We start from the raw sequence: 18650 nt of genomic DNA on the forward strand, positions 1-18650 counted from the left end.
GGCAAGGTCAACCCCGGGTGTCAGACCGGTTCGCCCCGCCACTGGCCGCCCCGCTGGGCCCACCGCACCGCCGGGGCGACCGCGAGACCGGCCGTCGCGAACAGGACGCCGAGCACCGCCCAGCCCAGCGCCCCGTGCTGGATCGCCGTCACCGTGACGAGCGCCGGGCCCGCCATCATCCCCGCGGACATGCCCGCACCGAACACCCCCTGGTAGACCCCGTGGGCGCGGGCGTCGGCGAGCTCGTAGCCGAGGGTCCAGCCGCCGGCCGCGGACAGCACCTCCGCGAGGACCTGCACGACCGCGCCGACGGTCAGCGCGAGCACCGCCCACACGGGGGAGAGGCCCGCCGACACCGCGTACACCGCGCACGCCGCCGCGAGCAGCAACCCGGACCAGCCCATCGCCCGTACCGCGGACGGCACCTGGGAGGCACGGCGGGCCACCCGCACCTGGAGCACGGCCACCAGCACACAGTTCACGATCATCAGCAGGGCCGCCGTCCAGCGCGGCGCCTCGGTCCGCTCCACGATCCACAGCGGCAGACCTACCTCGGCCATCGTGTACTGCACGACCAGGACGGCGTTCAGCACGGTCACCGAGAGGAACGGCAGATCCCGCACCGCACGCCACGGGCCGCCCTCGACCGGGGCGGCGGCCGACGCCCGCTCCACGGCGTGCGGGGCCAGCGGCAGCCGTCGTACCAGCAGGGCGGGCGCCAGGAACGACACCGAGTTCACCACGATGACCGTCACATACGCGCCCCGCGTGTCGAGTTGGAGCGCGATCGCACCGAACACCCCGCCCACGCCCATGCCGACGTTCGTCACCATCCGCAGATACGCGCGCGCCTCCACTCGGGTCGCCGCGGGCAGCACGTCCGCGTAGATCGCGCCCTGCACTCCGCGGCTCGCCATCTGGAGCCCGGTCGCGCAGACCACCGCGACGAGGAACCCGGCGTAGGAGTGCACCAGCGTGTACGCGGCGGTCGCGAAGCCGGTGCCCGCCCACAGCACCGCACCCGTCTGCCGGGCGCCCCACCGGTCCGCGGCCCGCCCGGCCGGCACCCCCGCCGCCACGCCGACCAGCCCCGCGACCGTCATCCCGAGCCCGACCGAGGTCGCGTCCAGACCGACGATGCGGGTGAAGTACAGGGCACCCAGCGGGAAGTAGAGGCCGTTTCCCAGGGAGTTGAGGACCGTCAGCAGGGTGGCGCGGCGCAGGCCGGGGTCGACGGGAAGGAGGCCGGCGGCGCGGGTGGCCCCCTTCGACGCGGGTGAGCTCGTGGGGGTCGGGCCGGGTGACGACTCGGGTGACATGGAGGGTGTCGTGGTCATGCGGACAGCCAATCCGCAGTCCGGCGCCACCGGCATTGATTTAGCCTGGCACTCAATGATCGAGTTCCGCTTCGCCGTCGGTGACCTGGCCACCACCTCCTTCGCGTACTCCCCGCTCCAGGAGGCGGTGTTCTCCCTGCGCAGCCTGCACGACCCGGCCCGCTACCCGCACCACCGGCCGTGGCTGCGCCGGATCCGCCCCCGCCTCGACACGCTCGACCGCGAACTGCTCACCGCCCTCGCCGCGCCCTGGCTGTGGGTCCCGGACTTCCTCACCCCGCGCCCGGAGCACGCCCGCCCCGCCTTCACGGACGAACTGGAACGGCTCCGCCGCACCCCGCCGGAGGTCCTCGTCGCCGACTTCCGCGCCACCTACCGGACCGAGGCGGAGCTGCCGCCCGTCGTCGCGCACGGCCTCACCGATCCGGCCGCGTTCCTCGCCCGGATCGCGGACGCCGTCGACGCCTACTGGCACACCTGCCTGGCCGCCGACTGGTGGCCGCGCGTGCAGAGCATCCTGGAGGCCGACATCGCCCATCGCGGACGGGTGCTGGCCGAGCGGGGCGCCGGCGCGCTGCTGCCCGGCCTCGACGAACGGCTGACCTGGACGGGCAGCGAACTGCGGCTGGCCACCCGGGACTTCGTGCGACCGGCGCCGTGGGCGGACGTGAGCATCGACGGGCGGGGCCTGGTCCTGCTGCCGACACTGTTCGCCCGGGGCGCCCAGCCGCTGATCGACCCCTCACGGCCCCCGGTGCTCATGTATCCCGCCCGCGGCCGCGCCACCCTCTCCGAGACCCCGCCCCCGGTCACCGACGACGCCCTCACTCGCCTCCTCGGCCGCCCCCGGGCCCGCCTCCTGCTGCTCCTGGCCGAACCCGCCTCGACCACGGAACTGGCCCACCGCCTGGAGGTCACCCCGGGCGCGGTCAGCCAACACCTCGCGGTGCTCTACGACGCGGGACTGCTCAGCCGCACGCGGAGCGGGCGGGTCGTACGCTACGCACGCACCCGGCTCGGAGACGAGCTCTGCCGTTAGCCCCACGGCAGCCGATATCAGCCGCCCACGGCCGCCGGTATCAGGCCCCCACCGCGGCCAGCATGGGCCTGCACGCTGCCTCGTACCGCCGCACCAGCACCCGTGCCACCTCCGGAGCCGGGCCCAGCACGTCCGCGAGGACATCCGCCTGTGCCGCACCCCGCGCGATACGGTCCGGCAGGAAGCCGGGGGCGAGGACGTACGGTGCGACGGCGACCTTGGCGCAGCCCAGGGCGCGCAGTTCCCGTACCGCGTCCTCGGTGCGGGGAAGGGCGGCGGAGGCGAACGCAGGCCGCACGGCGCACCAACCGGTGTGCCGCCACTCCCGCGCGATATCAGCGATCACTGCGATCGCCTCCGGGTCGGTGGACCCCGCCGAGGCCAGCACGACCCCGGTCGAGGACTTGTCGGCGGGCGTCAACCCCGCCTCGTACAACCGCCGTTCGAGGGCGGCGAGCAGCAGCGGCGACGGGCCGAGCACCTCGGCCTGCCGGATCCGCAACTGCGGCGGCGCGTCCCGCAGGACCGCGGGGATGTCCGCCTTCGCGTGGAACGCGCGGGTCAGGAGCAGCGGGAGCGCCACGACGTCACGGACGCCCTCGGCCGCCAGGGACTCCAACACCCCTTGCGCCGAAGGGATGTTGAAGTCCAAGAAGCCTGTCTCCACTCGTACGTCGGGGCGCAGGGAGCGCACCCGCCGTACGAGGGCGTGCACCGTCGCGGCATGCCGTGGATCACGGCTGCCATGGGCGATGACCAGGAGAACGGGCTTGTCGACCATGGGACTCAGTTCTTCACCAGCAGACCGCGGCTGCGCAGTACCCACCGCTCCAGCGGACTGAAGATCAGCAGGTCGATGGCGATACCGACGAACAGGATGAGCACGATGGCGAGGAAGACCGTCGCCATGCTGCTGTTGGTGCGGCCCACCTCAAGCAGCTGGCCGAGGCCCACGCCCAGGTCGGGTGCCTTCGCGATGATCTCGGCGGCCATCAGCGAACGCCAGGAGAACGCCCACCCCTGCTTGAGCCCCGCCACATAGCCGGGCAGCGCGGCCGGCATCACGATGTGCCGGATGCCCTGGAAACCCGTGGCTCCCAGCGTCCGCCCCGCGCGCAGGAACAGCGGCGGCACCTGGTCGACGCCGGACACCAGACCGTTGGCGATCGACGGCACCGCGCCGAGCAGGATGACCGCGTACATCATCTCGGGCTTCAGCCCCAGCCAGATCACGGCGGCCGGCACCCAGGCGACCGACGGCAGCGACTGGAGGCCGGACAGGATCGGTCCGATCGCCGCGCGCACGAATTTCACCCGGGCCACGATCAGACCGAGCGGCGTGCCGATGAGCAGCGCGAGCGCGAAGCCGAACAGACCCCGCGAGACGCTCGTCCAGATGTAGTCGAGCAGCGTGCCCTTCAGCCACGCGTCCTCGACCTCGGCCCACACCGCGCCGGGGGAGGGCAGCTTCGTCGGGTCGTCGACGATCTTCAGGGAGATCAGGCCCTGCCAGACCACGAGGACCACGGCGACCGCGATGATCGGCGGCAGGATCTTCTCGCGGAAGGTCTGCCGGAACGGCGGGCGGCCCGCGACCCGGCTCTCCAGCGCGTCGAGGCCCGCCTCGATGCTGCCGGAGTCCTCTCCCGCCCTTGTCTCAGTGCTGGCCATGGCGGCGGATCTCCCCACGCAGTACTTCGGTGATCTCGACGGACAGTTCGGCCACGGGCGCGTCCTCGATACGGCGCGGCTGCGGGATGTCGACCGTCCACTCGCGCGCGATCCGGCCCGGCCGGGAGGACAGCAGGATGACGCGCTGCGCGAGCCGCACCGCCTCGCGGACGTTGTGTGTGACGAAGAGGACGGACAGCCCCGTCTCCTCCCACAGCCGGGTCAGCTCGTCGTGCAGCACGTCACGGGTGATGGCGTCGAGCGCCGCGAAGGGCTCGTCCATCAGCAGCAGCTTGCTCTCCTGCGCGAGCGCGCGCGCCAGCGCGACCCGCTGGCGCATACCGCCGGACAGCTCGTGCACCCGCTTGCCGTACGCGCCCTTCAGCCGGACGAGTTCGAGCAGGGCGTCGGCCTGGTCGCGCCGTTCGTTCTTCGGAACTCCCCTGAGCTTGAGGGCGAGTTCGATGTTCTTGCCCGCGGTCAGCCACGGGAAGAGGGCGTGCTCCTGGAACATCAGGGCGGGGCGGCCGTCCGTCGTGATGGCACCGGCGGTGGGCTTGTCGAGCCCTGCCACCAGGTTCAGCAGTGTGGACTTGCCGCAGCCCGAGGCCCCCAGGAGAGTGACGAACTCGCCGGGCGCGACATCGATGGTGATGTCGTCCAGCACGAGCTGTTGTCCGGCGGGGCCCGCGAACGACTTCGAGACATGCTCGATCCGGGCGGCGTGGGTGGCCGCGGCGGTGTCGTCGGCGGCCTTGGCGAAAGTCGTGGCCATGGTCGTCACCTCCTGGGAAGTCATCGGGTCTTCGAATCAGCTCGCGCCGAGACCGGCGTCGTCGACCGTGCTCTCACCCTCGGCCTTGAGGACCTTGTTGAGCAGGGTGAGGTCGTAGATGCCCTTGAGGTCGGGCTTCTTCAGCAGGCCCGCCTTCACCGCGTGCTCCGCCTCGGTGCTGAGGGTGGAGGCCAGCGGGTCGTTCGTGAACTGGATGGACTTCCAGGCCGGGTCCAGGACCGTGGCCGGCAGCGCCTTGCCCGAGTCGAACTCCAGCTGAGCGTTGGCCGCGGCCTTCGCCTGGTCAGGGTTGGCGTTGATCCACTTGTTGGCCTCGACCGAGGCCTTCAGCACCGCCTCGACCGCCTTGGGGTGCTTCTCGAGGAAGTCCTGCCGCACGATGATGTTCGTGATCACGAACTTCTTGTCCGGCCACAGGTCGGCCTCGTCCAGAAGCACCTTGGCGCCTTCGGCGACCAGCTTGGACGCGGTCGGCTCGGGCACCCAGGCGCCGTCGATGGAGTCGGACTTGTAGGCGTCCGGGACGACCGAGTTCTCGGTGCGGACGACCGAGACGTCGCCCTTGCCGCTGTCCGCGTCGACCTTCCAGCCCTGCTCCGCGATCCAGTTGAGGAACGCCACGTCCTGCGTGTTGCCGAGCTGCGGGGTGGCGATCTTCTTGCCCTTGACGTCCTTCAGGGACTTGATCTTGTCCGGGTTGACCACGAGCTTCACGCCACCCGAGGCGGAACCGCCGATGATCTTCAGGTTCTTGCCCTGGGACGCGGTGTAGCCGTTGATCGCGGGGGAGGGGCCGATCCATCCGATGTCGATGGAGTCGGAGTTGATCGCCTCGATCTCGGACGGGCCGGCGTTGAAGGTCGCCGGCTTGACCTCGGTGGCTCCCAGCGCCTTCTGGAAGAAGCCCTTCTGCATGCCGACCAGCGCGGTCCCGTGTGTCAGGTTTCCGAAGTAGCCGATCCGGACGGAGTCGAGTCCGTCGATCTTCTTCGCCCCGGCGGCGACCTTGGCGGTGTCGTTGTCCTTCGCCTGGGAGCCGTAACCGCAGGCGGCGAGGGCGAGAAGCGGGAGCGTGGCTATGACCGCGAGGCTGCGGCGAAGAGCGGGATGAGCAGGCACGGGAGGTGTTCCTCTCGGAGGCCCGGCGGTCACGGTCTCTCAGGTCGTGGCCGGGAGGTCGGCAGGTCTGCGTCTACGGCGGTGGGGGGTGAGGGCGCGCGAGCGGTGCGCGTACGTCAGCACGCACATCGCGCCACCCCGCCCTGCCCGCTGCCGAGAGCACCGCTGCCGACGCGGCCGCCCTCCTTCGCGAACGTGGAGTAGTAGTCGGTGGAGTTCATGTCAGAAGTCCCACCCGTCGTCATCGGACTCGTCCTTGACGGGCTCGGGGGAGGCGAACGACTCGCCGACCATGCCCGCGGTGAGCGTGGTGCCGTCGTTCGGGTCGATCAGGATGAAGGAACCGGTGCGGCGCGAGTCGGCGTAGGAGTCGACCGGCAGCGGTTCGGCGGTGCGGATCTTCACCCGGCCGATGTCGTTGGCGACGAGCTGTCCCGGGTGCGGGTGCAGGGACAGGTCGGAGAGGGTGAGACGGGACGGGATGTCCTTGACGAGCGCCTTGACCGTGCGGGTGCCGTGCTTGAGCAGCACGCGGTGGCCGACGGTCAGCGGCGCGTCGGCGACATGGCACACGGTCGCCTCGATGTCCTGCGTGGTCGGCGGCGCGTCCTTGCTGGGCACGATCAGGTCGCCGCGCGAGATGTCGATGTCGTCCTCCAGCAGGAGGGTCACCGACTGGGTGGTCCAGGCGACGTCGACCGGCTCGCCGAGCAGGTCGATACCGGCGATCTTCGTGGAGCGGCCCGAGGGCAGCACGGTGATCTGCTCGCCGACGCGGAATGAACCGGCCGCGATCTGGCCCGCGTAGCCCCGGTAGTCGGGGTGCTCGGCGGTCTGCGGCCGGATCACGTACTGCACGGGAAGGCGGGCGTGGCAGTGGCTCAGGTCGTGGGCGACCGGGACCGTCTCCAGGTGCTCCAGGACGGTCGGACCGCCGTACCAGTCCATGGTCGCCGAGGCGTCCACGACGTTGTCGCCGGCCAGCGCCGAGATCGGGATCGCGGTGACCTCCGGGACGCCCAGCTCCAGCGCGTACGCCGTGAACTCCTCGGCGATCGCGGCGAACACGGACTCCTGGTAGTCGACCAGGTCCATCTTGTTGACGGCGAGGACGACGTGCGGAACGCGCAGCAGCGCGGCCAGGGCGGCGTGCCGGCGGGTCTGCTCCACGACGCCGTTGCGGGCGTCGATGAGGATCACCGTCAGCTCTGCCGTGGAGGCACCCGTGACCATGTTGCGGGTGTACTGCACGTGACCGGGCGTGTCGGCGAGGATGAACCGCCGCTTGGGCGTGGCGAAGTAGCGGTAGGCCACGTCGATGGTGATGCCCTGCTCCCGCTCGGCCCGCAGCCCGTCCGTCAGCAGCGCGAGGTCCGGGCCTTCGGCACCGCGGCCGGCGGAGGCGCGCTCGACGGCCTCCAGCTGGTCCGTGAGGATCGACTTGGAGTCGTGCAGCAGCCGCCCGACGAGGGTGGACTTGCCGTCGTCCACCGAACCGGCGGTGGCGAAACGCAGCAGGGTCGTCTCGGTGAGTTCCGTGGTCGTGGTCATGGCTAGAAGTACCCCTCGCGCTTGCGGTCTTCCATCGCGGCCTCGGACATCTTGTCGTCGGCGCGGGTGGCGCCCCGCTCGGTCAGCCGGGAGGCGGCGATCTCGGTGATGACCTGCTCCAAGGTCACGGCGTCCGAGTCCACGGCACCCGTGCAGGACATGTCACCGACGGTCCGGTAGCGCACCAGGCGCTTCTCGACGGTCTCACCGTTCTTGGGCCCGCCCCACTCACCGGCGGTCAGCCACATCCCGCTGCGCGCGAACACCTCACGCTCGTGCGCGAAGTAGATCTCCGGCAGCTCGATGTGCTCGCGGGCGATGTACTGCCACACGTCCAGCTCGGTCCAGTTGGACAGCGGGAAGACGCGGACGTGCTCGCCGGGGGCGTGGCGGCCGTTGTAGAGGTTCCACAGCTCCGGGCGCTGGCGGCGCGGGTCCCACTGGGAGAACTCGTCGCGCAGCGAGAAGACCCGCTCCTTCGCCCGCGCCTTCTCCTCGTCGCGGCGGCCGCCGCCGAAGACGGCGTCGAACTTCTCCGCCTGGATCTTCTCGGTGAGCGGGAGGGTCTGGAGCGGGTTGCGGGTGCCGTCGGGACGTTCCTTCAGCACACCGCGGTCGATGTAGTCCTGGACGGAGGCGACATGGAGGCGCAGACCGTGCCGGTCGACCGTACGGTCGCGGTACTCCAGCACCTCGGGGAAGTTGTGCCCGGTGTCGACGTGCAGCAGCGAGAAGGGGATCGCGGCGGGTGCGAACGCCTTCAGCGCCAGGTGCAGCATGACGATGGAGTCCTTGCCGCCGGAGAAGAGGATCACCGGCCGCTCGAACTCACCCGCCACCTCGCGGAAGATGTGCACCGCCTCGGACTCCAGCGCGTCCAGGTGGGACAGGGCGTACGGGGAGTCCGTGCCCTCCTGCGCCGTGGCCACGGTCGTCGTCATGCCAGTCCCCTTTCGCTGAGCAGGGCGTACACCGACGCCGCGGACTCCTGCACGCTCTGGTTCTGCGACTCGATGCGCAGGTCGGGCGACTCGGGCTCCTCGTACGGGTCGTCCACACCGGTCAGCCCGGACAGCTCGCCCGCGGCCTGCTTGGCGTAGAGCCCCTTCACATCGCGTACGGAGCACACCTCGACCGGAGTCGCCACGTGCACCTCCAGATAGGCGGTCCCGCCCTCCTGGTGACGCTTGCGGACGGCCTCGCGGCTGTCGGCGTAGGGCGCGATCACCGGGACGAGCACCTTGACGCCGTTGCGGGCGAGGAGCTCGGAGACGAATCCGATGCGCTGCACGTTGGTGTGCCGGTCCTCGCGGCTGAAGCCGAGGCCCGCCGAGATGAACTCGCGGATCTCGTCGCCGTCGAGCACCTCGACGAGATGGCCCTCCTCGCGCAGCCGGCCGGCCAGCTCGTACGCGATGGTGGTCTTGCCGGCACTCGGCAGACCCGTGAGCCAGACGGTGGCTCCGGTCGTCACGTGCAACTCCTTGGGGTTCGCCTGAACGGCACTCGCGGTCATCCGTGCAGCCCGCACTCGGTCTTGGTGCGTCCGGCCCAGCGGCCGGCGCGCGCGTCCTCGCCTTCCAGGACGCGGCGGGTGCAGGGGGCGCAGCCGACGGACGCGTAGCCGTCCATCAGCAACGGGTTGGTCAGGACACCGTGTTCGGTGACGTAGGCGTCCACGTCGTCCTGGGTCCAGCGGGCGATCGGGGAGATCTTGATCTTCTGGCGCTTCTCGTCCCAGCCGACGACCGGGGTGTTCGCCCGGGTGGGGGACTCGTCGCGGCGCAGACCGGTCGCCCAGGCCACGTAGTTCTTCAGCCCGCGCTCCAGCGGCTCGACCTTGCGCATCTTGCAGCACAGGTCGGGGTCGCGGTCGTGCAGCTTGGGGCCGTACTCGGCGTCCTGCTCGGCGACCGTCTGCCGCGGGGTCAGCGTGATGACGTTGACGTCCATCACGGCCTCGACCGCGTCCCGGGTGCCGATGGTCTCCTCGAAGTGGTAGCCCGTGTCGAGGAACACGACATCCACTCCGGGCCGGGCGCGGGAGGCGAGGTGGGCGACCACCGCGTCCTCCATCGAGGAGGTCACGCAGAAGCGGGTGCCGAAGGTGTCGACCGCCCACTGGAGGATCTCCAGCGCGGAGGCGTCCTCCAGGTCACGGCCCGCCTGCTCGGCGAGCGCCTTGAGATCCGCTGTCGTGCGCTCTTCCTGAGTCGTCGTCATATGTGATCTCCCCCAGCGTCTGTCTGTCGAAGGCCCCGGGCGAGCAGCCCGAGGAACTTCAACTGGAATGCGCGGTTGCACGCCGCGCATTCCCACGCGCCGTGACCGCCGTCCGCGGCCTCGCTCGGACGCAGGTCCTCGTCGCCGCAGTAGGGGCAGTAGAAGGGGGCGGCCCGCTCGCTCACGACAGGGCCTCCTCGCCGGCTCGCGAGGCCCAGGCGGCGAAGCGCTCGCCGTCCTCGCGCTCGGCCTGGAACCGCTTCAGGACCCGCTCGACGTAGTCGGGCAGTTCCTCGGCGGTGACCTTGAGGCCACGCACCTTGCGGCCGAAGCCGGCCTCCAGGCCGAGGGCGCCGCCGAGGTGCACCTGGTAGCCCTCGACCTGCTCGCCCTGGTCGTTGAGGACCAGCTGGCCCTTGAGGCCGATGTCCGCCACCTGGATACGGGCGCAGGCGTTGGGGCAGCCGTTGAGGTTGATGGTGAGCGGCTCGTCGAACTCCGGGATCCGGCGCTCCAGTTCGTCGATCAGCTGCGAGCCGCGCGCCTTGGTCTCGACGATGGCGAGCTTGCAGTACTCGATGCCGGTGCAGGCCATGGTGCCGCGCCGGAAGGGCGAGGGCTTGGCGGTGAGGTCGAGGGCGTCGAGGGCCTCGACCAGGGGCTCGACCTGAGCCTCCTCGACATCGAGGATGATCATCTTCTGCTCGACGGTGGTCCGCACCCGGCCCGAGCCGTGGGCCTCCGCGACCTCGGCGATCTTCGTCAGCGTGGTGCCGTCGACGCGGCCGACGCGCGGGGCGAAACCGACGTAGAAACGGCCGTCCTTCTGCCGGTGCACGCCGACGTGGTCGCGCCAGCGGCCCGAGGGCTCGGCGGGCGCGGGACCGTCGACCAGCTTCCGCTTGAGGTAGTCGTCCTCCAGCACCTGGCGGAACTTCTCCGGCCCCCAGTCGGCGACGAGGAACTTCAGGCGGGCGCGGGTCCGCAGCCGCCGGTAGCCCCAGTCGCGGAAGATGCCGACCACACCGGCCCACACCTCGGGCACCTCGTCCAGCGGCACCCAGGCGCCGAGCCGGACGCCGAGCTTGGGGTTGGTGGACAGGCCACCGCCGACCCACAGGTCGAAGCCGGGGCCGTGGTCGGGGTGCTCGACACCGACGAAGGCGATGTCGTTGATCTCGTGGACCACGTCGAGCAGCGGGGATCCGGAGATCGCCGTCTTGAACTTGCGCGGCAGGTTGGAGAACTCCTTGCTGCCGATGTACCGCTCGTGGATCTCGTCGATCGCCCAGGAGCCGTCGATGATCTCGTCCTCGGCGATACCGGCGACCGGCGAGCCGATGACGACACGCGGGCAGTCGCCGCAGGCCTCGGTGGTGGACAGCCCGACGGCCTCCAGCCGGTTCCAGATCTCCGGGACGTCCTCGATGCGGATCCAGTGCAGCTGGATGTTCTGCCGGTCGGTGACGTCCGCGCTGCCGCGGGCGAACTCCTGCGAGATCTCACCGATCACGCGCAGCTGCCGGGTGGTGAGGCGTCCGCCGTCGATCCGCACCCGCAGCATGAAGTACTTGTCGTCCAGCTCCTCCGGCTCCAGGATCGCGGTCTTGCCGCCGTCGATCCCGGGCTTGCGCTGGGTGTACAGCCCCCACCAGCGCATACGGCCGCGCAGGTCGTTGGGGTCGATCGAGTCGAAGCCGCGCTTCGAGTAGATCGTCTCAATGCGTGTCCGCACATTGAGACCGTCGTCGTCCTTCTTGAACTGCTCGTTGCCGTTGAGCGGGGTGTGGTGCCCCGCGGCCCACTGACCCTCACCGCGGTGACGGCTCACCTTGCGGCGGGGAGTCGCGGCGGCAGGGTTCTGCGGGGTGGCGGCCATGGTTGATACGTCCTTCGGGACAGGCGGGAAAGCGGCTCTGACCTGCGCGTACGGGCGCATGGGTGTACGTGCGCGTCATTGCGCAGGAAGTGAGACAGAAGTGGAGATGTCGGGCGTCGCTGCGGCTGTTCAGCGCACCGGACAGATGGCGCTGGACATACGGCCGAGGTCGACGTGCCGCCGACTCACCAAGGCAATTCCAGTTCCAGACATGACGGAAGCGTGTCACGGAGATCTGGACACAGTCCAGCTTTGTCCGTCATGCGGACACCCTTGTCCCGTAGGGTGAGACAAGGGTGGCGTCGATCACATGGGCTGCGCGAGGGCTTGTCGGCGCAGGTCAGACCGGGTAGGCGCCGGGCCATGGGCCGGGAGCGGCCATCTGGGGCTGTTCCGCCACCTGCGTGTCGAAGAGCTTGAAGCCACGCCGCAGGTAGTTGTCCATCGCGTGCTCGCCGTCCAGGCTGCACGTGTGCAGCCACACCCGCTTGGTGTCGGTCAGCCCCGGCCAGCGGTCCGCGAGGTCCCAGGCGCGGGCGACGCCGTACGACAGCAGGTGGCCGCCGATCCGCCGGCCGCGGAAGGCCGGGAGCAGGCCGAAGTGCTCGATCTCCACGACGCCGTCGTCCTGCGGGACCAGCTCCACGTATCCCGCCGGGGTGTCGCGCTCGTAGGCGACCCACGTCTCCACGCCGGGACGCTCCAGGTGCTCCTGCCACTGCGCGTACGTCCAGCCCAGCAGGTCGATCCAGCGGATGTCGCCGCCGACGGCGGTGTACAGGAAGCGGCTGAACTCGGGGGAGGGGACCTCGGCGCGGACGACCCTCACGTCGCCCTGCGGGGCTTGGGCGGGGAGGAGGTCGGTGGGTGCGGTCTGTTCCAGGGACCAGGTGGTCACGGGGGTGTTGGGCATGTGGTCAGAAAATCATCCGGGCAAGGGGTCTGTCGATCGGCTTCCGGCCGGTGGGGGCTGGTCGCGCAGTTCCCCGCGCCCCTTAAGGGGCGCGGCTCAGCCCAGCGCTCGATCCATCGATGCCAGAGGCAGCGCGAAAAGCATGCGGCCCGACTGGGACCACACCTCGCCCGTCTCCTCCCAGTACGAGAGTGCTCCCGCGTCCGGGCTCCAGCAGTCGCGGTGTTTCTCGGGGCCGCAGCGGGTGGCCTGGGCGCCGTCGGCGGTCTGGCGCCAGAGCGTGCCGTGGGCGTCGTCGGGGTCGCCCGTGCGGGCCAGATACCAGTCGGAGCGGTAGGACAGGACGCCGCCGATGTCGTCCGCCTTGGTCTCGTACACGTCCGACGGGCTCGCGCGTCCGGCGGAGTCCGTGGCCAGCAGCCCGGCCCGGGTGCCCGTCGTGTCCGCGCCGAGGGAGTAGCGGGACAGCAGGGCGGGCCTGTCGCTGTCCGACGGCGGCCGCTCGCTCGCGACCAGGCTGTCGGGTGCCGTACTGCGGTCCAGGGAGATCGTTCCGGGACGGACGGCCTCCGAGCCGGTCAGCCGGTAGGAGGCGACGGCGGGCAGGACGTACCGGGAGCCGTTCGCCGCCCAGCCGCCGCGTACCCGGCCCACCGCGCCGGTGTCGACGGTGGTGCGCTGGACGCGGTTCATGTCGTACGCGTACAGCGCGGTGCGGCCCTCGCCGGTGGCGGTGACCAGCAGTTTGTCCTGGTACCAGACCATGCCGGTCAGCTGGGAGGACAGCGCCCGGTAGTCCCGGCCGCCGTCCACCGGCACGACCAGGAGGACCCAGGTGTAGGTGAGGTGGCTCGGGTCGTTCGCGTCGACGAAGGCGACCTTGGCCAGGCCCCGGCCCGCCGTGACGCCGGCCTGACTGTTGCTGAGGCCGGTGGACTCGTTGTCGTTCCGGCTCCAGCCGGAGAGGATCACGCGGTTCTGGCCCCAGATGCCGTCGTCGTCGGCGTCACCGGAGGTGGTGACCGCGCCGGGCCGCCAGGAGCGGGTGTCGTCGGCGTCCCAGCAGAAGGCGCGGGTCGCGGTCGGCTCGACGGGCAGCGCCCCCCGCTCGCCGCCGGTGCAGGAGATCGCGTCCCGCAGGCTGTGGTCGGCGTCGTCGAGGACGGCGCCCACGCCGACGGGCCGGCCCATCTCCGAGGAGAGCCGGTCGAGGGTGCCCCGCGGCACCAGGTTCTCCTTCAGGCGCAGGGTGGCGGACTCGGTGGCCGAGGAGACCGGCTTCAGTGCACCGGGGCTGCCGGTGACCGTGGCCTGCGACGCGCTGATCATGGTGGCCGCGCCGGTCAGAGCGAGGGCGGTTCCGGCAAGGAATGCCCGCAGCGCCCTGCCCCGCCTGCGCCGACGGTGTCTGCCGCGATGTTTCATGCATCCTCCCGAGGCGGGCCAACTGCGCCTGGTGATCCGTACGTTGACCAAGGAGCAGGTGGGGAGACCCGTAGAGGGATGCTACGGCAGTCCGGCGGCCTGGGGGACGAAGACCCTGCAATTATGCGGAAGATGCACCCCGAAGCAGCTCAGACCGCCCGTACGGACGTGCGTGCGGCCGTCACCGCCGGGGCCGTCGAGTACGGCAGCAGATCGCGCGGATCGTCCGGCAGCAGCGCCTCGACCTCGGCGTCCTCGCTGAACCGGTACGGCCGGTGTTCCAGAAAACCGCCGAGATAACGCCGTACCCGGGACATCTCGGCGCGCACGGTCACGGTGCGGGCCCGGTCGCCGAACACGTCCTCGGCCAGGCCCGCCGCACTGCGGCCGGTGCGGTGCAGGGCCAGCAGATAGAGCAATTCGGCGTGCCGGGGGGACAGTTCGTGGCTCCAGGAGCCCGCGCACCCCGACACCGTCACCGACCAGCGGCGCGGCTGCGCCAGGTCGAGCACGATCCGGGTGGCGCCGCGCGGCACCGGCTCCTCGTCGGGGCGGACCAGCCAGCCGCCGGTCAGAGGCTCCAGCGAGCACAACCCGATCGACGGCAGCCACCGGCGGCCCGGCGCCGGCGACTTGGGCAGCGGGATCCGGTTGACGTACGGCATCCCGCTGACCGCGGCCGTCCAGCCGTCCCGGTCGACCACCGCGGCCCGGCCGCCGAGCCGGGCGAGCACCGGGGCCGCCACCGCGCGCAGCCGCTCCAGCGAGGTCTGGTGCATCTCGCGCAGCCGTGCCTCGGCGAGCTTGGCCACCGAGTCGACCCAGGCGAGCGTGGCTGGGTGCATGGTCTCCAGCGGGCCGCTGACGTCCACGACACCGATCAGCCGGCCGTCGCGCGGATCGGTGATCGGCGCCCCGGCGCAGGTCCACACGGACAGGGCCCGCACCTGGTGTTCGCAGGCGACGACCTGCACGGGCCGGCGGACCACCGCCGGGGTGCCCACGCCGTTGGTTCCGGCCACGTCCTCACGCCAGTCGGAGCCGACCTCGATGCCGGACTCGTCGGCCCGGCGCAGCACCGGCGCGCTGCCCTCGCGCCACAGGGCCCGCCCGTCGTCGTCGGCGATCAGCACGATGTGGTGGGAGGCGTCGGCCACCGACACCAACCCCTCCCGCAGCACCGGCAGGACGTGCCGGAGCGGGGAGGTCTCGCGCCGCAGCTCCACCTCTCCGCGCGGGAGCAGTCCGGCCCGGAAGTCGTGGTCGGGATCGATCCCGGTGCGGCTCACCCGCTCCCAGGACTCCTCGATCAGTGGGCGCGGCGCGCTGCGTGCCTGGTGTGCGTACATGGCGCCACGTACCTCGCCGGGCAGTCGCGTGGGCCGTGCGAGGGCGGCGGCCGCGCGCGTCGTGTCCATGGGCGGGTTCGCCACAGGGTCCTCCCGGTAGGAGGCGCGGACGACCGGCCGCGGAAACCAGGCCGGGCACAACCGGTTCCCGTACGACTGTTCGGACACGCCTGCAACTGTCTTGACTGTCTGTCTCATAGTGCCGTTTGCCCGAGCCGGAGGCACACACTCCGCACACAGTCACCAACAAGTTGCAACCCCTTGCAACCCTGGTGGTCGGCCCCGCTCTGTTTGAAACTTGAGCGACGCCGCCCCCGGCGGCGTCCGTGGCCTGAAAAGGGCCAGCTCGCGGGGGTGGTGCCGTGTCGGCGCAGCACCACCCCCGCTTCTCGCGGCGACGCGATCAGGCCACCGGACGGGCGCGCTCCACCACCGACTCCAGGTCCAAGGTGCCGGGCAGGGTCCCGAACGCGGCCCCGCCGTCCCCGCCCAGCCGCGCGCCGCAGAACGCGTCGGCGACCTCCGGCGGCGCGTACCGCACCAGCAGGGAGCCCTGGAGCACCAGTGCGAGCCGTTCCGCCAGCCGCCGGGCCCGCCCCTCGACGCCTTCCAGGTCCCCGAGTTCGGTGAGCAGGTCCTTGACCGCCGCGTCGAGCCGGTGGTCGGCGCCGCGCGTCCTGCCGACCTCCAGGAGATAGGCGTTCAGGGCCTGCGGCTCCCGTTGCAGGGCGCGCAGCACGTCCAGCGCCTGCACATTGCCCGCGCCCTCCCAGATCGAGTTCAGCGGCGACTCGCGCACCAGCCGGGGCATCCCGGACTCCTCGACATAGCCGTTGCCGCCCAGACACTCGGCGGCCTCGACCGCGAGGGGCGCGCACCGTTTGGTCACCCAGTACTTGGCGGCCGGTACGGCGATCCTGAGCAGCGCCCGTTCCTGCTCGCCGCCGTCGTCGTAGGCCGCCGCGAGCCGCATGGCGAGGGTGGTCGCCGCCTCGGACTCCAGGGCGAGGTCGGCCAGGACGTTGCGCATCAGCGGTTTGTCGACGAGCCTGCCGCCGAACGCCTCGCGATACGTGCAGTGGTGGACCGCCTGGGCGACGGCCTGGCGCATCAGTCCCGCCGAACCGAGGACGCAGTCCAGCCGGGTCGCCGCCACCATCTCGATGATGGTGGGCACCCCGCGCCCCTCCTCGCCGACCCGGCGGGCCCAGGTCCCGTCGAACTCGACCTCGGCGGAGGCGTTCGACCGGTTGCCCAGCTTGTCCTTGAGCCGCTGGATCATGAAGACGTTGCGGGTGCCGTCCGCCAGCAGCCGCGGCACCAGGAAGCAGGTGAGGCCCTCGGGGGCCTGGGCCAGGACCAGGAAGCCGTCCGACATGGGCGCCGAGCAGAACCACTTGTGGCCGGTCAGCTCGTACGTCCCGTCCTCGGCCAGGGGCCGGGCGGCCGTCGTGTTGGCACGGACGTCGCTGCCGCCCTGCTTCTCGGTCATCGCCATCCCGAACAGCGCCCCGGCCTTCTGCCCGGCGGGCCGCAGTCCCCGGTCGTAGACCGTCGAGGCCAGCCGGGGTTCCCACTCGGCGGCGAGCGCGGGCTCGGCGCGCAGGGCGGGGACCGCCGCGTGGGTCATCGACAGCGGGCAGCAGTTGCCCGCGTCGACCTGGGTCCACACCAGGAACCCGGCCGCGCGCCGCACATGCCCGGCGGGCCGTGACCAGGCGGTGGTCAGCCCGGCCGACACGCCCTTGCCGAGCAGCCGGTGCCAGGCCGGGTCGAAGTCCACCTCGTCCACCCGGTGGCCGTAGCGGTCGTGGGTGCGCAGTCTCGGCGGGTTCCCGTTCGCCTGCGCCCCCCACTCCTGCACCTGCGCGGACCCGGAGGTCCGGCCCAGGGCGGTGAGCTCGTCTCTCACCTCGTCGAGCAGGTCCGGGGCGGTGTGCCGTTCCACCGCCCCGACCAGGGCGCGGTCGGTGCTGAAGACGTCGTAGCCGACCAGCGGCTCGGGCTGGTTGGTCACGCTGTGGGTGCTGCCTGCCATGAGGCGAACCTACCCGTCGGGGCGACGGACACCACCATGACGGGGCAGCCCTCACAGCCTGTCCGCGAACCCTTCGCCCGCGCGGCGACACCCGCCCCTGGGGGACGGGCGCCGAGTGGTGTGCCGCGGTTCTCGGGCGCGGCGGGCGGACGGGCCGGCGCCGCCGGGCGGCCCCGGGCGAGAGGTACCGGCGCCGCCACCGCCGGGCGGTTCTCGGGCGCGGGGAGTGGACAGCGCCGACGCCGGGCAGCTCCAGGGCGGGAGGAACCGGCGCCGCTGCCTCGGGCGGCCCTCAGGCCAGCCGGGCCAGTGCCGCCGTCACCTCCGGCTCGTCCAGGGACTCCGCGTCCGCGGTCCAGCCGTTGCGGTAGACGGTGTCGAGGTAGCGCTCGCCGAGGTCCGGGGCGATCGCGACCGCCGTCAGTTCCCGGCGTCCGCCGTACTCGGCCAGCCACTGGCCGGCGCCGCTGACCACCGTGCCGGTGGAGCCGCCGAACAGGAAGCCCCGTCCGGCCAGCCGGCGGCACGTCTGCACGGTGTCCGACTCCTCGACGCGGACCACGTCGTCCACGTAGGACCGGTCGAGCAGCGGTGGCGGCACGCTCATGCCCAGCCCGGGGATCATCCGGCGGCCCGACGGACCGCCGAAGCTCACCGAGCCGACGCTGTCCACCGCGACCACCCGTACCGGGCGCCGCCACTGCCAGAACCAGCGGGCGCAGCCCATCAGGGTCCCGGTGGTGCCGGCCCCGACGAACAGCACGTCCAGGCGCGGGAAGCGGCGGGCGATGGCGGGCGCGGTGGTGCGGTAGTGCGCCCGCCAGTTGGCCTCGTTGGTGTACTGGTTGAGCCAGACGTACCGGTCGTCCGAGGCGCACAGCGCGTTCACGTACGCCAGCCGCGCTCCCAGGAACCCGCCGTGGACGTCCGGCTCGTGCAGGACGTGGACGTGCGCGCCCAGCGCCTCCATCAGCCGGATCGTCGGCAGGTTGCAGCGCGAGTCGGTCACGCACAGGAACCGGTGGCCCCGGCTCGCGGCGATCACGCTGAGCGCCACGCCCAGGTTCCCGGACGAGGACTCGACCAGGACCGAGCCCGGTCGCAGCCGGCCCTCGCGTTCGGCGGCCGTGACCATCTCGTGGGCGGCCTTCATCTTGACGGAACCGGCGAAGTTGAACCCCTCGCACTTCAGGTACACCGGCAGCCCCAGTGCGGCCCGAAGGTCGACATAGAGCTCTTCCTCGTTGAACTGTGCGGGATCGGATATCACGGGCATGCTGTCCCCCTCCTCATGCACCACGTGCGCGGTC

Annotated in this window: 18 protein-coding genes; 1 reads left to right on the forward strand and 17 read right to left on the reverse strand. The window is 71.5% G+C overall.

Features of this window, described 5'->3' with window-relative positions; genetic code table 11:
• Positions 1-20: 20 nt before the first annotated feature.
• A complete protein-coding gene (locus SLINC_RS34950; protein WP_159425384.1) occupies positions 21-1337 on the reverse strand; it encodes an MFS transporter in 1317 nt (438 codons plus the stop codon).
• A 55-nt stretch (positions 1338-1392) separates the two neighbouring features.
• Between SLINC_RS34950 and SLINC_RS34955 the strand changes: the two genes are divergently transcribed.
• Positions 1393-2376 (forward strand): ArsR family transcriptional regulator, encoded by a 984-nt coding sequence (locus tag SLINC_RS34955; RefSeq protein ID WP_067441925.1) that lies wholly within the window; start codon positions 1393-1395, stop codon positions 2374-2376.
• A 40-nt stretch (positions 2377-2416) separates the two neighbouring features.
• Here the strand turns inward: SLINC_RS34955 and SLINC_RS34960 are convergent, their stop codons facing one another.
• The 16 genes from SLINC_RS34960 to sbnA form a co-directional block, all read right to left on the reverse strand.
• Positions 2417-3157: a sirohydrochlorin chelatase gene (locus SLINC_RS34960; protein ID WP_067441928.1), complete on the reverse strand. Its 741-nt coding sequence runs from the start codon at positions 3155-3157 to the stop codon at positions 2417-2419.
• A gap of 5 nt (positions 3158-3162) precedes the next feature.
• Positions 3163-4047: an ABC transporter permease gene (locus SLINC_RS34965; protein WP_067441931.1), complete on the reverse strand. Its 885-nt coding sequence runs from the start codon at positions 4045-4047 to the stop codon at positions 3163-3165.
• Positions 4034-4822, reverse strand: coding sequence for an ABC transporter ATP-binding protein (locus SLINC_RS34970; RefSeq protein WP_067441934.1), 789 nt, complete (start codon positions 4820-4822; stop codon positions 4034-4036). Before SLINC_RS34970 ends, SLINC_RS34965 begins: the two co-directional genes overlap by 14 nt.
• A gap of 36 nt (positions 4823-4858) precedes the next feature.
• Complete coding sequence (locus SLINC_RS34975) at positions 4859-5962, reverse strand: aliphatic sulfonate ABC transporter substrate-binding protein (protein ID WP_067441937.1); 1104 nt, start codon at positions 5960-5962, stop codon at positions 4859-4861.
• A 222-nt stretch (positions 5963-6184) separates the two neighbouring features.
• Positions 6185-7513 carry a sulfate adenylyltransferase subunit 1 gene (locus SLINC_RS34980; protein WP_067441940.1) on the reverse strand — a complete coding sequence of 443 codons (1329 nt, stop codon included), beginning with the start codon at positions 7511-7513 and terminating at the stop codon, positions 6185-6187.
• Positions 7514-7515: 2 nt separating this feature from the next.
• Positions 7516-8454, reverse strand: a complete 939-nt coding sequence (gene cysD / locus SLINC_RS34985; protein WP_067441943.1) for a sulfate adenylyltransferase subunit CysD — start codon at positions 8452-8454, stop codon at positions 7516-7518.
• Complete coding sequence (gene cysC, locus SLINC_RS34990) at positions 8451-8987, reverse strand: adenylyl-sulfate kinase (RefSeq protein ID WP_067441947.1); 537 nt, start codon at positions 8985-8987, stop codon at positions 8451-8453. Before cysC ends, cysD begins: the two co-directional genes overlap by 4 nt.
• A 38-nt stretch (positions 8988-9025) precedes the next feature.
• Positions 9026-9736: a phosphoadenylyl-sulfate reductase gene (locus SLINC_RS34995; RefSeq protein WP_067441950.1), complete on the reverse strand. Its 711-nt coding sequence runs from the start codon at positions 9734-9736 to the stop codon at positions 9026-9028.
• On the reverse strand, positions 9733-9921 hold the full coding sequence (locus SLINC_RS49600) for a hypothetical protein (protein WP_067441954.1): 189 nt from the start codon (positions 9919-9921) through the stop codon (positions 9733-9735). The genes SLINC_RS34995 and SLINC_RS49600 overlap by 4 nt, the downstream gene beginning before the upstream one ends.
• Positions 9918-11615: a nitrite/sulfite reductase gene (locus SLINC_RS35005; RefSeq protein ID WP_067441958.1), complete on the reverse strand. Its 1698-nt coding sequence runs from the start codon at positions 11613-11615 to the stop codon at positions 9918-9920. The genes SLINC_RS49600 and SLINC_RS35005 overlap by 4 nt, the downstream gene beginning before the upstream one ends.
• Before the next feature lie 129 nt (positions 11616-11744).
• Positions 11745-11828: a putative leader peptide gene (locus SLINC_RS50520; RefSeq protein WP_349817346.1), complete on the reverse strand. Its 84-nt coding sequence runs from the start codon at positions 11826-11828 to the stop codon at positions 11745-11747.
• A gap of 127 nt (positions 11829-11955) precedes the next feature.
• Positions 11956-12528 (reverse strand): GNAT family N-acetyltransferase, encoded by a 573-nt coding sequence (locus tag SLINC_RS35010; RefSeq protein WP_067441961.1) that lies wholly within the window; start codon positions 12526-12528, stop codon positions 11956-11958.
• A gap of 96 nt (positions 12529-12624) precedes the next feature.
• Positions 12625-13953: a hypothetical protein gene (locus SLINC_RS35015; RefSeq protein ID WP_067441964.1), complete on the reverse strand. Its 1329-nt coding sequence runs from the start codon at positions 13951-13953 to the stop codon at positions 12625-12627.
• 149 nt (positions 13954-14102) lie between these two features.
• Positions 14103-15371, reverse strand: coding sequence for a GAF domain-containing protein (locus tag SLINC_RS35020; RefSeq protein ID WP_067446033.1), 1269 nt, complete (start codon positions 15369-15371; stop codon positions 14103-14105).
• 334 nt (positions 15372-15705) lie between these two features.
• The gene (locus SLINC_RS35025; RefSeq protein WP_067441967.1) at positions 15706-17340 is read right to left on the reverse strand and encodes an acyl-CoA dehydrogenase family protein; all 1635 of its coding nucleotides are present in this window, start codon (positions 17338-17340) and stop codon (positions 15706-15708) included.
• Positions 17341-17632: 292 nt separating this feature from the next.
• Positions 17633-18616: a 2,3-diaminopropionate biosynthesis protein SbnA gene (gene sbnA / locus SLINC_RS35030; RefSeq protein ID WP_067441970.1), complete on the reverse strand. Its 984-nt coding sequence runs from the start codon at positions 18614-18616 to the stop codon at positions 17633-17635.
• Positions 18617-18650: the final 34 nt, after the last annotated feature.

The sequence above is a fragment of the Streptomyces lincolnensis genome, assembly GCF_001685355.1.
GTDB lineage: Bacteria > Actinomycetota > Actinomycetes > Streptomycetales > Streptomycetaceae > Streptomyces > Streptomyces lincolnensis.

What these genes read in the sequence shown, in the direction of transcription:
- SLINC_RS34950 (WP_159425384.1), bottom strand. Translation starts at nt 1,337, where the DNA reads ATGACCACGACACCCTCCATGTCACCCGAGTCGTCACCCGGCCCGACC.
- SLINC_RS34955 (WP_067441925.1), top strand. Translation starts at nt 1,393, where the DNA reads ATGATCGAGTTCCGCTTCGCCGTCGGTGACCTGGCCACCACCTCCTTC.
- SLINC_RS34960 (WP_067441928.1), bottom strand. Translation starts at nt 3,157, where the DNA reads ATGGTCGACAAGCCCGTTCTCCTGGTCATCGCCCATGGCAGCCGTGAT.
- SLINC_RS34965 (WP_067441931.1), bottom strand. Translation starts at nt 4,047, where the DNA reads ATGGCCAGCACTGAGACAAGGGCGGGAGAGGACTCCGGCAGCATCGAG.
- SLINC_RS34970 (WP_067441934.1), bottom strand. Translation starts at nt 4,822, where the DNA reads ATGGCCACGACTTTCGCCAAGGCCGCCGACGACACCGCCGCGGCCACC.
- SLINC_RS34980 (WP_067441940.1), bottom strand. Translation starts at nt 7,513, where the DNA reads ATGACCACGACCACGGAACTCACCGAGACGACCCTGCTGCGTTTCGCC.
- cysD (WP_067441943.1), bottom strand. Translation starts at nt 8,454, where the DNA reads ATGACGACGACCGTGGCCACGGCGCAGGAGGGCACGGACTCCCCGTAC.
- SLINC_RS34995 (WP_067441950.1), bottom strand. Translation starts at nt 9,736, where the DNA reads ATGACGACGACTCAGGAAGAGCGCACGACAGCGGATCTCAAGGCGCTC.
- SLINC_RS35005 (WP_067441958.1), bottom strand. Translation starts at nt 11,615, where the DNA reads ATGGCCGCCACCCCGCAGAACCCTGCCGCCGCGACTCCCCGCCGCAAG.
- SLINC_RS50520 (WP_349817346.1), bottom strand. Translation starts at nt 11,828, where the DNA reads ATGTCTGGAACTGGAATTGCCTTGGTGAGTCGGCGGCACGTCGACCTC.
- SLINC_RS35010 (WP_067441961.1), bottom strand. Translation starts at nt 12,528, where the DNA reads ATGCCCAACACCCCCGTGACCACCTGGTCCCTGGAACAGACCGCACCC.
- SLINC_RS35015 (WP_067441964.1), bottom strand. Translation starts at nt 13,953, where the DNA reads ATGAAACATCGCGGCAGACACCGTCGGCGCAGGCGGGGCAGGGCGCTG.
- SLINC_RS35020 (WP_067446033.1), bottom strand. Translation starts at nt 15,371, where the DNA reads ATGGACACGACGCGCGCGGCCGCCGCCCTCGCACGGCCCACGCGACTG.
- SLINC_RS35025 (WP_067441967.1), bottom strand. Translation starts at nt 17,340, where the DNA reads ATGGCAGGCAGCACCCACAGCGTGACCAACCAGCCCGAGCCGCTGGTC.
- sbnA (WP_067441970.1), bottom strand. Translation starts at nt 18,616, where the DNA reads ATGCCCGTGATATCCGATCCCGCACAGTTCAACGAGGAAGAGCTCTAT.